This is a genomic window from Pseudobutyrivibrio sp. UC1225, assembly GCF_900115215.1.
Lineage (GTDB): Bacteria > Bacillota > Clostridia > Lachnospirales > Lachnospiraceae > Pseudobutyrivibrio.
Map to the genome: position 1 here is coordinate 13755 of NZ_FOVQ01000010.1, position 16869 is coordinate 30623.

General features: G+C 36.9%; 25 protein-coding genes. 4 read left to right on the forward strand and 21 right to left on the reverse strand.

Features of this window, described 5'->3' with window-relative positions:
- Positions 1-77 precede the first annotated feature (77 nt).
- From BMZ41_RS11670 to BMZ41_RS11705, 8 genes are all read right to left on the reverse strand, one after another.
- A complete protein-coding gene (locus tag BMZ41_RS11670; RefSeq protein WP_090529819.1) occupies positions 78-419 on the reverse strand; it encodes a helix-turn-helix domain-containing protein in 342 nt (113 codons plus the stop codon).
- Positions 420-528: 109 nt separating this feature from the next.
- Complete coding sequence (locus tag BMZ41_RS11675) at positions 529-726, reverse strand: hypothetical protein (protein ID WP_090529822.1); 198 nt, start codon at positions 724-726, stop codon at positions 529-531.
- A 17-nt stretch (positions 727-743) separates the two neighbouring features.
- Positions 744-2006: a hypothetical protein gene (locus tag BMZ41_RS11680; RefSeq protein ID WP_090529824.1), complete on the reverse strand. Its 1263-nt coding sequence runs from the start codon at positions 2004-2006 to the stop codon at positions 744-746.
- A 243-nt stretch (positions 2007-2249) separates the two neighbouring features.
- Positions 2250-4727 (reverse strand): SIR2 family protein, encoded by a 2478-nt coding sequence (locus tag BMZ41_RS11685; RefSeq protein ID WP_090529826.1) that lies wholly within the window; start codon positions 4725-4727, stop codon positions 2250-2252.
- Positions 4728-4753: 26 nt separating this feature from the next.
- Complete coding sequence (locus tag BMZ41_RS11690) at positions 4754-5632, reverse strand: type II restriction endonuclease (protein ID WP_090529830.1); 879 nt, start codon at positions 5630-5632, stop codon at positions 4754-4756.
- Positions 5619-6401, reverse strand: coding sequence for a DNA-methyltransferase (locus BMZ41_RS11695; RefSeq protein WP_090529833.1), 783 nt, complete (start codon positions 6399-6401; stop codon positions 5619-5621). The genes BMZ41_RS11690 and BMZ41_RS11695 overlap by 14 nt, the downstream gene beginning before the upstream one ends.
- Positions 6391-7215, reverse strand: coding sequence for a DNA adenine methylase (locus tag BMZ41_RS11700; protein WP_090529835.1), 825 nt, complete (start codon positions 7213-7215; stop codon positions 6391-6393). The genes BMZ41_RS11695 and BMZ41_RS11700 overlap by 11 nt, the downstream gene beginning before the upstream one ends.
- An 86-nt stretch (positions 7216-7301) precedes the next feature.
- Positions 7302-7505 (reverse strand): helix-turn-helix domain-containing protein, encoded by a 204-nt coding sequence (locus BMZ41_RS11705; RefSeq protein WP_090529837.1) that lies wholly within the window; start codon positions 7503-7505, stop codon positions 7302-7304.
- A 208-nt stretch (positions 7506-7713) separates the two neighbouring features.
- Between BMZ41_RS11705 and BMZ41_RS11710 the strand changes: the two genes are divergently transcribed.
- Positions 7714-7935, forward strand: coding sequence for a helix-turn-helix domain-containing protein (locus BMZ41_RS11710; RefSeq protein ID WP_090529840.1), 222 nt, complete (start codon positions 7714-7716; stop codon positions 7933-7935).
- A gap of 68 nt (positions 7936-8003) precedes the next feature.
- A complete protein-coding gene (locus tag BMZ41_RS11715; protein ID WP_090529843.1) occupies positions 8004-8528 on the forward strand; it encodes a hypothetical protein in 525 nt (174 codons plus the stop codon).
- A gap of 22 nt (positions 8529-8550) precedes the next feature.
- On the opposite strand, the gene BMZ41_RS11720 is transcribed toward BMZ41_RS11715, so the two are convergent.
- Together BMZ41_RS11720 and BMZ41_RS11725 are read right to left on the reverse strand one after the other, a co-directional pair.
- The gene (locus tag BMZ41_RS11720; protein WP_090529846.1) at positions 8551-9303 is read right to left on the reverse strand and encodes a TRM11 family SAM-dependent methyltransferase; all 753 of its coding nucleotides are present in this window, start codon (positions 9301-9303) and stop codon (positions 8551-8553) included.
- Positions 9304-9366: 63 nt separating this feature from the next.
- Positions 9367-9738 (reverse strand): helix-turn-helix domain-containing protein, encoded by a 372-nt coding sequence (locus tag BMZ41_RS11725; protein ID WP_090529849.1) that lies wholly within the window; start codon positions 9736-9738, stop codon positions 9367-9369.
- Between the two features lie 196 nt (positions 9739-9934).
- On the opposite strand from BMZ41_RS11725, the gene BMZ41_RS11730 reads away from it, so the two are divergent.
- Both BMZ41_RS11730 and BMZ41_RS11735 read left to right on the forward strand, forming a co-directional pair.
- Positions 9935-10603, forward strand: coding sequence for a MutH/Sau3AI family endonuclease (locus tag BMZ41_RS11730; protein ID WP_090529852.1), 669 nt, complete (start codon positions 9935-9937; stop codon positions 10601-10603).
- A 29-nt stretch (positions 10604-10632) separates the two neighbouring features.
- The gene (locus BMZ41_RS11735) at positions 10633-11172 is read left to right on the forward strand and encodes a hypothetical protein (RefSeq protein WP_090529855.1); all 540 of its coding nucleotides are present in this window, start codon (positions 10633-10635) and stop codon (positions 11170-11172) included.
- A 50-nt stretch (positions 11173-11222) separates the two neighbouring features.
- On the opposite strand, the gene BMZ41_RS11740 is transcribed toward BMZ41_RS11735, so the two are convergent.
- The 11 genes from BMZ41_RS11740 to BMZ41_RS11785 form a co-directional block, all read right to left on the reverse strand.
- Positions 11223-11405 carry a hypothetical protein gene (locus tag BMZ41_RS11740; protein ID WP_090529858.1) on the reverse strand — a complete coding sequence of 61 codons (183 nt, stop codon included), beginning with the start codon at positions 11403-11405 and terminating at the stop codon, positions 11223-11225.
- 8 nt (positions 11406-11413) lie between these two features.
- A complete protein-coding gene (locus BMZ41_RS11745; protein ID WP_090529861.1) occupies positions 11414-11878 on the reverse strand; it encodes a hypothetical protein in 465 nt (154 codons plus the stop codon).
- An 11-nt stretch (positions 11879-11889) separates the two neighbouring features.
- On the reverse strand, positions 11890-13152 hold the full coding sequence (locus BMZ41_RS11750) for an LPD16 domain-containing protein (protein WP_090529863.1): 1263 nt from the start codon (positions 13150-13152) through the stop codon (positions 11890-11892).
- Between the two features lie 32 nt (positions 13153-13184).
- Complete coding sequence (locus BMZ41_RS11755) at positions 13185-13481, reverse strand: SpoVG family protein (RefSeq protein WP_090529866.1); 297 nt, start codon at positions 13479-13481, stop codon at positions 13185-13187.
- Positions 13482-13581: 100 nt separating this feature from the next.
- On the reverse strand, positions 13582-14754 hold the full coding sequence (locus BMZ41_RS11760) for a relaxase/mobilization nuclease domain-containing protein (protein ID WP_090529869.1): 1173 nt from the start codon (positions 14752-14754) through the stop codon (positions 13582-13584).
- 82 nt (positions 14755-14836) lie between these two features.
- Positions 14837-15121, reverse strand: a complete 285-nt coding sequence (locus BMZ41_RS11765) for a hypothetical protein (protein WP_031558149.1) — start codon at positions 15119-15121, stop codon at positions 14837-14839.
- 94 nt (positions 15122-15215) lie between these two features.
- Positions 15216-15491: a plasmid mobilization protein gene (locus BMZ41_RS11770; RefSeq protein ID WP_177184216.1), complete on the reverse strand. Its 276-nt coding sequence runs from the start codon at positions 15489-15491 to the stop codon at positions 15216-15218.
- A gap of 13 nt (positions 15492-15504) precedes the next feature.
- Positions 15505-15807 (reverse strand): DUF4316 domain-containing protein, encoded by a 303-nt coding sequence (locus BMZ41_RS11775; RefSeq protein ID WP_031558144.1) that lies wholly within the window; start codon positions 15805-15807, stop codon positions 15505-15507.
- 11 nt (positions 15808-15818) lie between these two features.
- Positions 15819-15959: a hypothetical protein gene (locus BMZ41_RS15680; protein WP_155895651.1), complete on the reverse strand. Its 141-nt coding sequence runs from the start codon at positions 15957-15959 to the stop codon at positions 15819-15821.
- A gap of 2 nt (positions 15960-15961) precedes the next feature.
- Positions 15962-16612, reverse strand: a complete 651-nt coding sequence (locus tag BMZ41_RS11780; RefSeq protein ID WP_090529874.1) for a DUF4366 domain-containing protein — start codon at positions 16610-16612, stop codon at positions 15962-15964.
- The gene (locus tag BMZ41_RS11785) at positions 16602-16862 is read right to left on the reverse strand and encodes a DUF4315 family protein (protein ID WP_090529877.1); all 261 of its coding nucleotides are present in this window, start codon (positions 16860-16862) and stop codon (positions 16602-16604) included. The genes BMZ41_RS11780 and BMZ41_RS11785 overlap by 11 nt, the downstream gene beginning before the upstream one ends.
- Positions 16863-16869 lie beyond the last annotated feature (7 nt).

Sequence of the window (16869 nt, forward strand, 5' to 3'; positions counted from 1 at the left end):
AGAAGGCTGGAATTGCTTCCAATCTTCTCGCTTAATAAACAACTATAAGATTTCAATTCCGCCGCGAATTCTGCTATTTAATTCCCAACAAGACCTTCAGCGTATGCCTGGAGTCTTCCTTTTTGTTCAGGATTTGCTTTTCTAGATAAAGCAACAAGCTCCAACTCATACTCAGAGAAATAATCTCCGTTTTGTGGTTTCTTATTAGTATCAAAAAATTCGCTCAGCGATACGCCTAACGCTATGCATACCAGTTGAATGGTTCTAAATGTTGGATCACTGCCATTAGATCTCATCTTGCTTATTGTTCCTGACGACAGCTTCACCTTTTTATGAATATCACTATCTGACATGCATCTTTCGTTCAAGAGTTCATCTAATCGAGCAATAAAGTCCTTCCCCGTCATTAAAGTGTCCATGGTGAAAACACCTCCTATTCTCCCGCGAAAGTGCTACACCATTATTGTAAGAAAACTTCTTACTACGGTGGTAAGAACATTTCTTACCGCAGTAAGATTTAGTTATCTACTACCACTCATTATCGTTATCAAACATCTGTCGTCGATTCTCTTCCTCCTCTTCCTGTCTGCGACGCTCCTCCTCTTCTTCACGTCGATACTCGCTGTCATCCCAGTTATAAGTATACTCACCACGGGTCCAACTAAAGCCATAACGATCGATATCTTCGTATTCTCCAGAATCATAATTAAAAGCCCACTTTGACATAGTTAATCCTCCTTAGCTTATTGCTTTTTTAGCGCTGCATTACGAATAAAGATTTCTTCAAAACCAGCAAGCTTTTCATACCATTCATTTGCTTCATCAATTAAACTTCTCAATGAAGGAATACTGGATGATTCACTAATATGAATAACATTTGTTCTAACACCATCTACACTAGTATCCATAAATGAAACAATGGATGTTTCAGCATCAAAATGATAACACCACATCGTCTGTTCTTTATATGTGTTTGCAATATCTTCCGGAATAATACCAGGCCAATCCTTTATCCTAGTTTGATAGAATGCCTCCACGTTCTTAGAAATAGCTTCATATGCTTTCTTATTATGCTCAACTACACGTCTAATCATCATGTGAACCACATCTTTATTAGCTTCTTTATCCCCCAGCATAGAATCAATTACATATCCCAGATTAGGATACAAATACTGTCCCACACACTTGGATCTAGTTACAATCTGGAATTCCTCTGAGAAATAATCAAGGATTATCTCATTATCGGAGCAAGCAATCGCTTCAATCATTCGCTCATCATCGAGATAACGATTCTCCGGCTTTACGTTAACGTATGTCATCTCGTATAAAAGCGGAATCTCCCGCCCCTTCATTTCCTCCATAATCTTTATATCACCATTTTCTATAGCTAGAGCCACAAGTTTGGTTCTAAGCTGCTCTTCTTCAGTTACCTGTGGTGGAAAATCAGAATCAATAAATCTAATATCCCTGCGTTTCATCTTTGTCTTAGCAAGAAACAATGATGTGCCGTACCACTTCTCTTCATCAAAAGAAATATAGCCTTCATCCATTAGCCAGTGGATAAACGAATAGTTCTTAAAATCTAAAGCGTAATCAACAACGGTCTTGCCATACTCATCGGAATTCAAAAACAAATTATCTTCAGAAGCCATATACTTTTTCCATACCTTAGGATTCTTAGAAAAAGCTATTTCATAATTAGTCATATGCCCACTAACCGGTCTATACGCCTTACCACAAGTTAACAATTCCTCACATGAAATACCCAAGATATCAGTAACAATCAAGAGATCATGAATCTGTAATCCCTTCTTTTCTCCAATGAATATTTGAGAAAATCGATTTCCCATTTTGCGAACTTCTTCAGCATCTGGATTTATCCCTTCATGCCTTAAATATTCACGATAGAAATCGCTACGTTTTCTATATCTTGAATCAATAAGTTTTCCAAGATATGAACCTATTCTTTGATTTGTTTCTTCACGAATATCCATGTATTTTTTCATAAGGTTTTGCTCCTTTTTCGTTGATATAATCACTATATCAATCCTTATTATAAGCGCATATCCTCAATTTGTGTACATATTTTGTGTACGTTGTTTAATATTGATATTGTGCACACTTTTCATGTATCTTTATAATAGAAAAATGAGCTAACAAGCTTTTAACGCTCCTTAGCTCATATCCATCCTTCTCACGCACTAAAAATTATTCATCCTATTACTTTTCTAAGTCCATAACCAAACTAATCACTTAGCCTCAGCCGCCATTTTATTGATTATTATTTGTAAATTATCAGAAATACCCTTAATAAAAAGATTTATACGACGACTATTCTTCTCATAATCACTTACCCTATTCAAATAAAGCTCAATTTTCTTTTGCATTTCAGTGCACATAAACATAAATGACACTTTTTCCTTATCTGAAAAGCAAGCATAAAATGTCTCATAAAAATCAACATAATGACTAACCTGGCGATATGGATAATGTCTTTCAGGTGTTTTATTTGAGCATATCAATCTATGTGCCTGCTCAAAATTCTTAAAAGCATTTTCCTTATCTCCTGAAACAATTGTACGTTCAAGTAATAATCTCGCGCGTAAACTATCCACCTGATATGAATCATCATTTATTTTTTTATGTGATAATGCACTTGCATTATTTAAATAAATTTCAGCAGCGTTATAGTCTTCAACTTCCATAACAGCTATCGCAAATTGTATCCAAAAAAACTGATTATCATCATAAAATCCTGTTTTTCTAGCATTTTCATAAAAGTTGATATATTTGGTTTTCAAATCAGCATCCTTACGATTAAATATTAATCGCAAATTGGAAAATGAAATCATAAACCTCAATATATGCGCATATTGTTGGTTGTAACTATGGTTACAGAAATGGTTTACTATACCATTAGCTATTTCAAGCACTTCATCGTTATAGTTATTCGCATTTATAACATAAGTTGCTACACTTGACGATTTTAAGCCTATTTTATTTCCTTCAATTAATAATAATTCCTTTAATTCCGCATATTTATCAAAGAAAATCTTGTTAACAGTATCTACTCCTAATATAATTGCAAGGTCATCTACCTCTATTGGAATAGATAAAATATTACAAACAAATGCACATAATAATACTTTTTTAGCCAATTCATCTTTAACGATATTTTGAATAACTAAATCAACCTTCTGAGTAACAGCTGGTGATTTATATAGTTCCAAAAGTACAGACTTTACCTCACTTCTACATTTCTTCTTTATAAATCCATACCTTGACCTAGTATTGGTAGTATAATTTTTGCCCCACAAGCCGTAATTAGAAATCAATTTGTCAAATCTATCTATATCAGCATCTTTCAATTCATTAACATCATACATTCCTAATGAATCATATGATAAGTGCATATCTTTTGATACTCTATAATAGAAATTGTCGTTGATGTAACTTCTAGCTGTAAAAATATATTTAATATTACTAAACTGATATCTACATAAAATATTCCAAGTATTACCATCAATAACTTGATTGTAATTTCTTACAAATATGTAGTGCATTCCTTTCTTATTTGATAAATACTCAAGATCATCAGCCAACTGAGTATCCGCATTATTATTCAATGAATATACATCTCCGTTTTGGTTAAGCATCACCATCAGTTGTTTTGCAATAATGCTTTTTCCATTCGACAAATCCGAATGAATTATCGCAACTTTACCCTCACCAGAAATAAACGCATAAATCTGTTCTGTATAATCCCGTTTAAATATATACTCTGACTCAAGAGCCGAATAAACAATCGCGTCATCAACCATTCCATTTACAAATAATCTAATAACATCACTAGCATCAACTTTCTGGGCAAGCTTTAACGGTGCCTTCTCAATTGTCAAAGATTTTAGCTTATATTCTTTTTCATCTGGCTTATAACTTGCTTTGACATCTTGTATGACTTTAGCAAAACAATCGGTTCCATCAGGATAAATATCTCCAAAAGCTTGCATCGAAGTAATTTTTCTCCTGCTAGGATTATAGTCAACAAAAATGCACTTATCTTTCAATTTCTCATCGCAAGCAAATATCTGTTTTAATTCTAGATCACAATCCAAAGAATAGCCTATAAATACAACAGCCTGCGCATTTTTAATATCCGTATGAAGTGCAACTGCCCAATCACTATCAGAAAGTGTTTTTTTCGCATATGAATTCTGTGTCAACTTAAATGTAGTTTCTAAATCATCTTCATTAACCCCATTTATGAAGCCATTTATATGAATAATTGCATCTTTTCGACTATAAATATCTCCAATTTTATTCTTACTATGAACACCTTCCCTGTTTATACCTACTGCTTTTGATGCAAGTTCCATAACATCATCATAATTGGTCGTATATATTTTTTTCCAAGGAAGTGAAGCAATTACTTTATGCCCTTCAGAAACCTCCTTACAATTAAAACAATTTTTCAATACCTTCAGCAAATCTCTTTTTGTATTATTTTCTAAATACCTAGTTGAAATATACTGTAGATCCTGTTTATCAGCTTCAGGCTCACCTTCAACATCTATTTTCCCATCCTCAATTAGGACCTCACACAAGCCTGAGCCTATTGGGAAATCACCATTTTTAGTAAAATTTTTTGCACCTACAGAAAACCCTGAACCTAAAAACAGTATTGCTTGTCCATCTAGCGCACATTCGATAATTTCTTTGATATCCATCTTATTCCCCCTCGTTTTTTAATGTTCTATTTTTTGTAAGTATCAGAAATCTCTTTTCCATACGCAAAAAGTCTGTTTAATGCACCATCTTCCATATCCTTGATGTTATATAACGTTTCCAAAACATCAAAAGTTTCTGAAAGATTCTTTCTAGCAGATTTCCATCCGCCACCATCAGTTACCCAAATAAACTCAACCCCATTTACTTCCTTCATTTTCTGAGCTATCAATTCATAACTTCTTGAAGTCTCATTGAGCTTAGAGCCGCCTGCAGCATAAAAATTAGTTTCAATAACGTAAATCTTCTCTGGTGTTTTTACTACAAAATCCCATCTTTTTGTACTCTTACCTTCTGCGGAAATAGGTGACAAATCAACACCCCATTTATCCTCAATTTCTGTAAGATACATTTCCTTATAGTACTCAACACCAGCCTTCTGAAGATAGGATTCAACCAAATCCTCCATTTGGTGTCCACCACGATTCTTTCTGCCGTTACTATCAAGTCCAACTTCAATTCCTAGACAATAATCAACCAAATTATTAATCAAGTGATTAGAGATTAATTCAAGCAATCCCGTTTTTTTCATAAAAACGATGTACTGGTCTACATCATAATTCATTTTATTGAAATTATAATTAAATGCACCATCATCGTCCTGTGCATAAATCTCAGATTGTCTTACCGCTAATAATGTTGGAATACATTTAATAACCTCGGGGTATCGCTCAATTAATCTTCTGATATCTTCTTCAATATTTTTAGAACCAATTAAGCTGTTCAGAATATTAAGCTCTACTTTGATTGCTTCAACATTATCGTAAACTTTATTAAAATCTACATAATAGTCATATTGATTTATACTAGGGCGCATTGTACTAAGCCATTCCTCAAAGTTGCGCATTCTCTAATCTCCTTTTCGATATATCTATATATTCCTCGTTATTATCTATGCCAATATAGATTCTCCCTAATCTTTTTGCAACAGCACCTGTTGTCGAACTGCCACAAAATGGATCAAGCACCACATCACCTTCATTTGATGAAGCCAACAATATTCTTTCCAATAAATACTCTGGCTTTTGTGTGGGATGCTTGCCATTATTTTTCTCACGCTTTGGCGTCAATGGACCTTCCCACACATCTTTCATTTGCTTTCCACCATTAAGCTCTTTCATAAGCTGATAATTGAATAAATGACGCGATTTTTTATCATTCTTTTGAGCCCATAAAATAGTCTCTGTACTGTGTGTAAAGCATCTGCAAGCCAAATTAGGTGGCGGATTTGTCTTCTGCCAAGTAATATTATTTATAATCTTAAACCCTTCTTGTTCTAAAGCCATTCCTATTGAATAGATATTATGAAGTGTTCCACTTATCCAAATCGAACCATTTGGCTTTAACACCCTTTTGCATAACTTAATCCATTTTCGATTAAATTTATGTTTTTCTTCAACAGAATCTATCTTATCCCAGGCCCCTTTATTAACAGATACCATTTTACCGCCCTTACATGTGATACCATCGTTAGACAAAAAATAAGGCGGATCTGCAAAAATTAAATCCACAGATTCCTTTTTGCACTTTTTTAATAGTTCAAAAGTATCTCCTAGATATAATTGACTATTGTTATCTTCATAAAAAGGACTTGTTCCAGATATCTTATATTTCATAATTTGTAATTATCACTTCTTTACCAGTTCTCTTTTTAGCATTACTATTTATGTTTCGTTTTACATCCGTTGACTCTATTTTGAAGCCATCATACAATTCATAAACTAAATCAACATCATGATTTGAAAGCATACATTTGACTCCATTATCCGCCAAGTTCTTATATAGCTTAGACAATCTTACATGGTCATCATAAGTAAAACCATCTTTTGTATAGTCTGTAAATGAAGCAGTCTCACTAACCGGAATATACGGAGAATCAAAATACACAAAATCATTTTTCCCTATGCCCTTACAAACTTCTTCAAAATCCATGCAATGAATTTGAACGTCTGCTTCTTGAAGGTAATACCCAATGCTCATTAAGTTAGCCTCATCAATTGATTTGCCAAGCTGTTTGTTATTATAAGGAACATTAAATAAGCCTTTGTTATTTACACGATATAGTCCGTTAAAACAATGCTTATTAATCCAGATCATATAGGCAGCGCACTCAGCGTCCAATTCTTTATTTTGAATTTTTTGATTATATTCTTCTCTTCTCTTTAAATAATATTCCTTATCACATGGTCCTTTATCAAGAATATTTACCGCCCTAATAACCGCACGAGGATCCGTCTTTAATTGACGATATATATTTATCAACTGCTCATTAGTATCATTAATAACTGCTTTCTGTGGTTTCAATCGAAACAACACCGCACCACCACCTATAAAAGGCTCATAATATGTGTCAAACTTATTAGGTGTTCTTTCCCATATCCTATCTAAAAGCTGTCTTTTCCCACCAGCCCATTTTACAAAAGGTTCCATTACGTATTACTCCATTTCCATTAAATATTCTAAAATTAAATCTTTTATATTATACATAGCTCCTTGTCCCATAATATGGACATAGATCAATCAAATGTAATTTCTGCAATATCACTAAGCTGACATTTAAACTCCTGACATATTCTTTCTAATACTTCCATTTGAACATTATCACCATTTTCTAATTTTGCGATTGTAGCATAGCTTAGTCCTGTCTTTTTAATCAAATCTTTTCTTTTCATATCTTTATCAATCATGAGCTTAAAAAGCTTCTTGTAAGATACAGCCATTTTCTATCTCCTTATTCAAAAGCATGCATTTTACAGACCCTTCACATTATATCATAAGATATTCGTGGTTATTCTAAAATTTCGTACGAACGCATTAATATTTTTACATGTGGCTTTAAAGGTATAATTGCCTATCAGAGTATACTGTAACTTATTGTCTGTAGACTTATTGTATTCACAATCAAATAATAAAACGTGGAGGAATGATATGGATATTTTAGATACTTTCGCAACCAACGTAAAAAAATACCGCCAAGCTAAGAATATCTCGCAAGAAAAACTAGCTGAAATATCTGGACTTCATCGTACATACATAAGTGACATAGAACGCTCACAAAGAAGTATTTCACTTAATAATGTCCAAAAAATAGCAAATGCACTTGATGTCCCAACATACAAACTATTCATGTCAGAAAACGAGCATATATAGCTTATAACAATACATAAAGCCAGCTCAACAACACCAAAAATACTGGCACCAAGAAAGGGGAATTAACAATGCCTAGACAAGCAAATCAATATGGCGGCGGAGCACAAACAAATGCCAATGGATTGTTATTTGAACAAACAACCGATTTAAACACTGCATTAATGTCTGTTGGATATTCCATCGTGAACAACAAGGTTTATTATAACGATATTCAAATAGGACTATCTGCTCCCAAAAAAAAGATATATTCTGAATTTCTTTATCCTAATAACATAGACTACAAGCAATATAATTCAAAAGGATGGCAACCAGATGAAGCATTTATTAATTTTACTAACAAAACCGTTTACATAATCGAAAAGAAATTTCAGAATGGCGCCGGTTCTGTCGATGAAAAGCTACCTGGGTGTGATTTCAAAAAAAAGGAATATGAAAAACTATTTTCACCCTTAAACTATTCAGTAGAATATATCTATGTTTTTAACGACTGGTTTAAGCAACCTGTATATAAAGATGTTCTTGAATACATCGAATATACTGGTTGTAAATACTTTTTTAATGAGATTCCATTACAATGGATCGGCTTAAATTAATAGATGTGGATAATATCCTCATCTATTTTTTTAAAATAAACAAATACTCATGTGCTAATAGCAAAAAATTATTTTTCACACTTATTTCTTTCCAGTAGTCCGTTGAGCGGCAATTATGTTGTTCTTTAATTACAATTTCTTTCATACTAAATCCCGCAGCTTCAAAACGCTTCATAACCTCAAACCCTAATGGGAAAACTTTACCATTACACCTTATATCTCCCATTAAAACACAACAAAATCCCCCCTTCTTCAAGACTCGATAGCTTTCCTTTGCGACCTTTTCAATTTCATGTAAAAAATTTTGTGCATCATACGATGACAAATCCCCCTCTACATTTTTTCCATTACTATAATCTATAATATTTGCATATGGTGGATGTGTACAAATCAAATCAATAGAATTATCCTTTAAAAAGTCGAGTTTCCTAGCATCTCCTTTTTTTAGTTTTACAATTCCTTGGCCCCCACTATAATTAAAATCTAGTTTTCTTACACATCGCTCTAAAGCCAAGTCATTTACATCAACACCAATTACATTTCGATTTAGAAGTTTTGCTTCGACAAGTGTTGTTCCACCCCCAGCAAATTGATCTAATACCCAATCATTCTCCTTGGAATATCTTAAAATAATATTTCTTGGAATATATGGCGACCAGTTTCCCCGCCACTTACTGTCATGCGTAGCCCAATTGCCTCTATCTGGAAAACTCCATACCGTGTTGTATTCCAGACAAAAATCTTCAGGTTCCCATTTGGTTATCTCCTTTTTCATATCATTATCTCCTGTAGAGTTAGTTTTATATTCATAAAAACGCACTTTATTTACATTTGTCTCTTAATTATTTAAATTAGTGGAATCATCCTTCTTTGAATTTATTTTCTTCAATTTTAAGTCTATAATGTCCAATATTTCCTGTTTATCATCATCTGATAGTTCTGAGAATTTCTGTTCTAAACTTAAAAATTGATAATACGAGTTAATTCTTCTATAAAAGGCAGCCTTATCGCAGTTAAATTCAAGCAAAGAATTAGGGTCAACATTATATAGCTTTGAAAACTTCACTAATTCATCTGTACTCACCCTTCGTTTCCCTGATTCGATTGAACTCAATGTAACTCTAAGCATTCCCATACTTTCTGCTGCATCCTCCTGTCGCATTCCAGCAGCTTTACGTGCCATTTTTAATTTCTCTGAAATCTCTGCCATAGCATTCTTTTGCCCCTCTCTATAAATCTTCACTTCTGTTTTATTAATATAACACCTAACTTTATTGATGTAAATATTTTCTTACATTTTAACATTTTCACGTTGTAAATACTTACATCTGTTGAACTCCATTATTTCGGAAGACTATCTTATCATTATGGCTATTTAAAAACTTGCAAATTTGGAGGGATTTAACATGTATTTACACGAAGCAGAAAGCAAAATTCAACGTTTAGCTAATATTCCTTTTTCTGAACTTTTTTCTGAACGGGATATTCAAAATATTATTGTAAATAAGGGAAAAACTGGGCAATTACTTGAACTAGCTCTTGGAAAAAGATTAGATAGTGCAAATCTTGATTTCGAAGATGGGGAATTAAAAACAAATAAATGTGATTCTTTCGGTAATCCAAAAGAGACAGTATTTATCACTCAAATAAGCAGTATTATAGACGAATTACTAACTGAAGAACCTTTTGAAAACACTCATCTTTACGAAAAAATCAGCAACCTACTCTATGTTCCAGTCTGTAAAGATGGTGACCCACATGACTGGAAATTCTTTACGCCAATTCATATTGACCTTGAACGAAATGAATTTTCTTCTCTTATGGATATTTGGGAAGATGATTACTATAGCATTTGCAAACAACTTAAACATAGTATCGAGACCAGTCGAGATGGGTTTATCCATACATCAAATGGGAGACACATTCAGGTAAGAAGTAAAGACAGCAAGCGAAAAGATGGTTCTTATAATGCCATCTATTCTAATATTTATAATCGCTATGTTTCCGATAAGAACCATGCATTCTATTTTCAGAGGCAATTCGTTTTCGATATCAGACGTATGTTAGGTATGTAATTAATTAAAGAAAACGAGGTGCATAAAACATGAGTGAACACGAAATCAGTTATAATTTAATTAGTGGCGATAGAACCCAAAAAAGAAAATCCTTAATTACAAGTATGCTTGAAGAAGAATGTGGAACTGGAACTGGAACTAACTGTTCTCGCTACAGATATAATGTTGAAAGCTACGGAGAATATGGAATATACCTAAAACGTCCCACTCAGCTCAATAAGGGATTTGATTTTACTGTCAACGTTGATGGAATGTGGTTTAAGAAAGAACGCAGATATTCATGTCCAAGCCATCAAGATATATTTGATGCACTTGACGATTGTCGGTCTCATTATCCAGGAGAATATGATAACATTTCATTTATGATAGAAAAAATCTATAACTGTGAAGATGTAGATTTATCTGAAGTCTCTGATATTTATTTTCATGACTTTGAAGGTTCAAAAAGACCAATTGCAATCATCTTACTTGCAATCAAATGGTTGTTTATGGAACAAGACTGCGCCTATTGGAATTATTCCGGTAGAGCAATGCTTTATAAAGCCTTGCAAAAACAACAACTTATTTAATTTTTAACAAAAATAGGGCCGGCCCCACCACAGTGAGACCGGCCCAATAACTACCTGCACACATCCTTATTTCGATGCTTATACGCTGCACTATCCCAGATTTCTATTCTGTGATTCGTCTTAGCAACAATCTCAGCCACACGCTTCAGCACATCGTCATAATCATCGGTGCGTATCTTTTCTTTACCAACTCTTTTCTTACCATCAAAAAGCTCGATAATATATGTTTCCATGGCACCTCCTAAACCTTGCAACCTTCCACCAACTTATTGAAATAATCATACGATTCTTTGAAGTGCCAGTCCCCATGGAGCATATCCATAAAGCTGTGATAATCAATTAATTTGCAATTCGCTACATCCATGATCTGCATAGCAAATCCATTCTTGAGTTTTTCAAGGAATACCTCCTGCTGTGTTCTATCCTCTTTGTATTCGTAAATACGTTCCAGATAATCTGCATGACAAGACTCACGCATCTTGATATCGATGTCGCCACTCTTATAGAAACAGATATCAAAATACTCCCTGAATCCAGAGAACTTGATATAGCGATTGTAACTCTTGATGGTGATGGTCACTTTCTGACCTGAAGAACAACGCCCCAGGCTCTTAATATATGCCTCCATCAAAATCTCAAACGCTGCTGCAACCATCTCACTCTTCATAAGTGGTACCTGGCTTGGATCTACATTCTTCTTTCCCATAGTCTTCCTCCCTATCTACACTCATCCCTATCCGACTTCATCTTCCCATGCTCATGCTTGCCTTCCACTAGCCCGAACTTGTCTTTCAACTGTCCTAGGATAGATGGCTTCTTCTCTGCGATAGTTTCCATCTCGTAGGCTGCAGTGTAAGCGGCATCTTCATGAAGCTTGTCATAGTCCACTTCCTTTACCGGCTTGACACTGCCCAGGCCTTCTGCTGCAATCACCTCTGCTGCAACAATGGCAATTGGTGCATCTTTATTCTCGATGACACCTCCATCCAATCCATGGTAGTTGGCATCATAGAAAGTGTAGTCGTAACCTTCATCACACTTCTGGATAGCCAGGTACTTATCCCCTACCTGCAGAGCCAGTTCTTCCTTATCCAAGGTCTCCTCCAATGGGTGCTGGCTCATAGCAATCTCAGTATTCATATCAGAGATGATTTCACTGGCAGTCTTTCGGATGGTCAGCATGGATGATTTCAGTTCATCCAGTTCCTTACCGGAGCTCCAGCCTGCAATATAACCGAAAGAATAGTCCGAAGTATCCACCCCGAAGTGCTGACACACGGTGTAGGCTACGGATTCAGCCTCTACCTCTTTAGTGCGCTTATCCTTCCTTTCCATTCCATTCTCATCCGATTTATCCAGCGGATAATCGTGCAGCTTGGAGTGAGCGATTTCATGGATTAGCGTCTTTAACGTCTGTACCTGAGTCATGTCCTTTTGCACTACAATCTTACGGTCCTTCAGTGAAAAGTACCCCTTGCTGCCACCGTCAATATCCTGGTATTCGATAGGTACCTTGGATATTTTTGTGAGGGCATCAATCATCTGGTGATACTTCTCCACCTGACCGGATAGCATCTCTACTCCGATGGTTGGCAGTTCCTTGCCTTCCGTATCAGACACATCAAATACTGTAGACACCTTGAACTTAGTTACCTCGATCTGCTTTGTAGCACCTTCCTCCGGGGCATCCTTATCTTCCACATCCACCTTCAGCTTCACAGGAGAGATAATCTTGATTCCCTTGGCACCCTTCTTTACATGGCGCTCGAAGTTCTTCTGCCAGGCGCCATACCCGGCTACCAAAGTGGCATCCGGGCGCTGCATGGCAATCAGCAAGGTATTGTTGAAGCTGTAGTAGTGGAACTTGGACATGGTTGTAAGATAGGTCTTGTACTTCTCAGAATTAAAAAGATCACGTAACCCCTGCTCCAGTTGTTCCGTGATCTCCTCTACCTTTGACTTGTTATCTGTATCAGCCATAGTCATACCTCCTATTTAATTTTCAGCGTTCACTACTCCCATTCGAACTCTACCGGCTCCTTGGACTCGAAGCTCTCCATTATCTTGCTATAAAGCTCCTCTCTGAATTCCTTGGTGATAGGAAAAGCAATGTCCTTGAAAATAGGATTGCCCTCATCATCCACAGTCTTAGTCTTGAAGCTTGGCATAGATACGAAGGTGCCTCCCTTCTTACTTTCCACGATGGAGATATTTCTGACAGCGAAGCTATCCCCGAAGGTAACTGTGCAAAGGCCCTTCACATTGTTAGTAGTTGCTTCTAATTGATTTGCTTTAACGTTTACTTTCATCTTTTTGATCCTCCTTAGGGTAATGTTTCTAGTGTTCCGCTAACGCGAAAGTGTCGTTGTGGCGAGCAGTGCATTTGTCCGACAAATGCGTAGGCGGCTCTTACAACACATCCTTCTGATGTGAGTTTCGGGTTCGCTTATCGCGACCCTCTCTTTCATTTTTCTCCTCTTCCTGCTGGTATAGGAGTTCCAAATTTTTCTTAGCTATCAGGTACTCATTCATGTCTTTTTTGATCTGGGCATACTCTAGGAACTCTGCTTTTTTCTCAGCTAAAATCCGACCATACTCCTCTCGTAATTCCTGCATAGGTGGAATTTTGCGACCTGGAGCATTCTTGTACACTTCCTCTGCAGCCTTATAAATCAAAAGCTCTGCCTCGTGTTCTTCGTAGAACTTTTTACTGTAGCCACTCTTCTTATACGCCACAAAAGTTTTCCTAGTCCTACCATAATCAACGATAGCTTTTTGATACTTCTTGTTTTCTGCGAGAAGTGCCTCCTTCGCTTTCATGGAATCCATGAGTTGCCTTACCTTACCTGAACGCTCATCAGTGATTGCCTTTAGTTCTTCGTAGGAAGATATCTTATGCTCCTGTAAAAAAAGGATGGTCTTTGCCATCTGCTTGGCATTAAACTTCTTCGCCCAATTCACATAGCCCTTGCCTTTTCCTTCCTGAACCTTCGCCTCGATATCCTTAAGAAACTCCAGTCTCTTATCTGAAAAATGTCCCTTTCTTGAATACCTGCCATTCTTTTTTCGTTCCGCGTAAGGTGCAGGCTTGATGATAGACAAACCATTCTCTCCACATAGGACATCAGAGAGTCGGCGCACTGCTATCCCCGAATAGTAGAAGTTTCTGAACTTCTTTTTTCCATCCATCGAGATTGCATTAAACACGATATGGTTATGGATATGCTTCTTGTCCGTATGGGTACATACCGTAAATGCGTAGTCACCTTTTGTGAATCGCATAGCAAGTTCATAACCAATCTCATTGGCCTTCTCTGGCGTGATTTCTCCTGGCTTAAATGACTGCCGGATTTGATAGGCAATAATCTCTTTCTTACGTATGTCTCTAACATTGGCATGATACTCTCGATGGGAAAGCAAAAACTCTTCATCAGCTGTTTCAATATCACAGCCATAGGTTGATATATATCTTTTTTGCTCCGTCTTAAGCTCATCCTCCGTATAGTCCATACGTTCCTTCAGGCTCTCTGCCAATGTCCTATCTCGAACGATATGCAGTGCCATCAGTCTCGTTGCAGCCATCGCATTCCTCCTTAAAAACTTTTGCAATCAAAAAGGACAGCCCCTCAATAGAAAGACTGCCCTTCACTAACAGTATTCAATTTTAAATCCGCTTCAATGCTCCACGCACAGACTCAAAGAAGTACTCGATGACACATGCTGCAAACAGACCTATAAAGATGAGTAGCAGCATCACACCGAAAGCTATGGCACATGGATAAAGACCGTCGAACAAACAGAACAGTCCTACGATGATGCAAATCCATATTCCAAGGCCTACGACTACTTCGCTAAGCCAAAGAGATGCTTTTGTGATTAAGAGTGCTATGTCCACTACCAATAAAAGTGGTAAGGTTAAAAGCTTTAATAAGAATCTTAAAATCACCATGTCCATACCTCCCGTTTCTTTCATTTGTCTTTAGTCTATGCTGTGGATTTTGAAAAGGCAAGGATGCCAAATAAAGTTGATGGTTCTTTGATGGTCACTTGATGGCTGCAAATTTTCGCATGAGTTCTCTGGTGCCACTCCAGATATCATCCAGCCTCTTCTGTAAATCTTTGATGTCTGATTCATAGATTTCACCCAAACCGTTTGCTTTCTTGGCATACTGGTTCAGATTGTTAGAGCACATACGAATCAGATATGCCATCTCACGGATACTAGAGGTATCCACCTTCACACAGTACCCATCCAATAGCATCTTTCGCATGTAGTTACTCATGTTTGTGACACCCAGCTCTTCCATCTTGTTACGCATCCGACGATACTCACTATCGGACAATCTCACCGAGATCTTGTTTGTGCGGTTTTGCAACTTTCACCACCTCATCTTTTTTCTCAATCAACTTCTCATACTCCTTGGCCTTCTTCAGGGTAGATTCGCTCGGTGCATCCTCTGGCATGTTGTTGATGATACCGTCGAAGTTATTATCATTTCCTTCGATAGCATCCTCCACTGCCTTTAGATGATTCTTCTTGGAATGAATCGTATGCTGTTCCAAAATGGATTCCTCCACCGGTGTCAGCTCCTCTTCCTTGGCAAGTCTCTTGCTTGCAATATCCAGTCCATCCATAGCGCACCTCCTTACATCTGCTTGTAGGCGTTGAGTCTCTTGATGACAGATTCCTTTTTCACACCCTTAGCAGCCATCACAGAATGAAGCCCCTTCTGAAATCCTATGAGGCGACGAGTTGTCGCCTCTACATTCTTAAGCTCAAATTCCATAGTTACTCATCTCCTTTCTTATCTTCTGCATCCGGCATCTCGATATAATCATCAGCATAATCGCTGTCCGGATCTTCCCCGTTCTTCTTACGCTTGAAGCTATCGCGATTACTATACCAGTAGAATCCACCTACACCTGCAAGACCAAGCACAATGCAAAGACCCAGGATGGGATTTGGACCAGCTGTCTTTTTCTTCGAGGTCTTATCCGCCTGATTGGTATCCTCACTAGTAGCATCTGTAGGCTCAGTTTCTGTAGTCTTCGGCTCCACCTTGGTTCCGGTAGCAGCTTCAATCTCTTCCTTATCCTCATCACTGATGAGATCCATCAAATCACGCTCATCCACCTGATTCAGGAAATGTACTGTGTTGGTTCCCTTATCATCGCGGTCTACGATGATATAGAAGATGTGACCACTCTTGGTTGTCACTGTCATAAACTGCTTGGCATGACCATCGGATGTAGTGATGTCATCCACTAACGTCATATTTCCATCTGGTGTCAGTGGAGTGTGATCATCCTCTATAGTTTCAGTATCCTCATCGATTACGGATGTGTCCACATTGTCAGGCACCTGCGCAAATGCAGTAAGTGGCATAGAGCCTATCAAAAGAGCAGCTGCCACAGTAATTAATCTGATTTTATTCTTCATCGATTTCCTCCTTTGTTTCATCTGATGTTGCAGTGATTGGTGCGTTGCCTGGCAAATGATTCTTCGCATATGCGATTACCTGTGCCAGCTCGTCCGGCGTCAAATCTGCAGCTTTTACAATGTCATGGACGATGGTCTTTTCCTCGTCCGAAAGCTTTTTTTCTAAATACCTGATGCGATTATCCCACCAGGCACGTTTCTCCTTGGCGGCTTCTAAATCCGCCCTAATCTTTTCTAATCTCTGGGCCATAGTTCCT

Bases quoted from the DNA above. Each gene is read 5' to 3' on its own strand.
- BMZ41_RS11785 (WP_090529877.1), bottom strand. From the start codon at position 16,862: ATGGCCCAGAGATTAGAAAAGATTAGGGCGGATTTAGAAGCCGCCAAG.
- BMZ41_RS11685 (WP_090529826.1), bottom strand. From the start codon at position 4,727: ATGGATATCAAAGAAATTATCGAATGTGCGCTAGATGGACAAGCAATA.
- BMZ41_RS11680 (WP_090529824.1), bottom strand. From the start codon at position 2,006: ATGAAAAAATACATGGATATTCGTGAAGAAACAAATCAAAGAATAGGT.
- BMZ41_RS11760 (WP_090529869.1), bottom strand. From the start codon at position 14,754: ATGGCTGCAACGAGACTGATGGCACTGCATATCGTTCGAGATAGGACA.
- BMZ41_RS11745 (WP_090529861.1), bottom strand. From the start codon at position 11,878: ATGGGAAAGAAGAATGTAGATCCAAGCCAGGTACCACTTATGAAGAGT.
- BMZ41_RS11700 (WP_090529835.1), bottom strand. From the start codon at position 7,215: ATGGAACCTTTTGTAAAATGGGCTGGTGGGAAAAGACAGCTTTTAGAT.
- BMZ41_RS11690 (WP_090529830.1), bottom strand. From the start codon at position 5,632: ATGCGCAACTTTGAGGAATGGCTTAGTACAATGCGCCCTAGTATAAAT.
- BMZ41_RS15680 (WP_155895651.1), bottom strand. From the start codon at position 15,959: ATGGAATTTGAGCTTAAGAATGTAGAGGCGACAACTCGTCGCCTCATA.
- BMZ41_RS11755 (WP_090529866.1), bottom strand. From the start codon at position 13,481: ATGAAAGTAAACGTTAAAGCAAATCAATTAGAAGCAACTACTAACAAT.
- BMZ41_RS11750 (WP_090529863.1), bottom strand. From the start codon at position 13,152: ATGGCTGATACAGATAACAAGTCAAAGGTAGAGGAGATCACGGAACAA.
- BMZ41_RS11730 (WP_090529852.1), top strand. From the start codon at position 9,935: ATGTATTTACACGAAGCAGAAAGCAAAATTCAACGTTTAGCTAATATT.
- BMZ41_RS11775 (WP_031558144.1), bottom strand. From the start codon at position 15,807: ATGGATGGACTGGATATTGCAAGCAAGAGACTTGCCAAGGAAGAGGAG.
- BMZ41_RS11780 (WP_090529874.1), bottom strand. From the start codon at position 16,612: ATGAAGAATAAAATCAGATTAATTACTGTGGCAGCTGCTCTTTTGATA.
- BMZ41_RS11670 (WP_090529819.1), bottom strand. From the start codon at position 419: ATGGACACTTTAATGACGGGGAAGGACTTTATTGCTCGATTAGATGAA.
- BMZ41_RS11770 (WP_177184216.1), bottom strand. From the start codon at position 15,491: ATGCGTAACAAGATGGAAGAGCTGGGTGTCACAAACATGAGTAACTAC.
- BMZ41_RS11725 (WP_090529849.1), bottom strand. From the start codon at position 9,738: ATGGCAGAGATTTCAGAGAAATTAAAAATGGCACGTAAAGCTGCTGGA.
- BMZ41_RS11720 (WP_090529846.1), bottom strand. From the start codon at position 9,303: ATGAAAAAGGAGATAACCAAATGGGAACCTGAAGATTTTTGTCTGGAA.
- BMZ41_RS11735 (WP_090529855.1), top strand. From the start codon at position 10,633: ATGAGTGAACACGAAATCAGTTATAATTTAATTAGTGGCGATAGAACC.
- BMZ41_RS11710 (WP_090529840.1), top strand. From the start codon at position 7,714: ATGGATATTTTAGATACTTTCGCAACCAACGTAAAAAAATACCGCCAA.
- BMZ41_RS11675 (WP_090529822.1), bottom strand. From the start codon at position 726: ATGTCAAAGTGGGCTTTTAATTATGATTCTGGAGAATACGAAGATATC.
- BMZ41_RS11705 (WP_090529837.1), bottom strand. From the start codon at position 7,505: ATGGCTGTATCTTACAAGAAGCTTTTTAAGCTCATGATTGATAAAGAT.
- BMZ41_RS11765 (WP_031558149.1), bottom strand. From the start codon at position 15,121: ATGGTGATTTTAAGATTCTTATTAAAGCTTTTAACCTTACCACTTTTA.
- BMZ41_RS11695 (WP_090529833.1), bottom strand. From the start codon at position 6,401: ATGAAATATAAGATATCTGGAACAAGTCCTTTTTATGAAGATAACAAT.
- BMZ41_RS11740 (WP_090529858.1), bottom strand. From the start codon at position 11,405: ATGGAAACATATATTATCGAGCTTTTTGATGGTAAGAAAAGAGTTGGT.
- BMZ41_RS11715 (WP_090529843.1), top strand. From the start codon at position 8,004: ATGCCTAGACAAGCAAATCAATATGGCGGCGGAGCACAAACAAATGCC.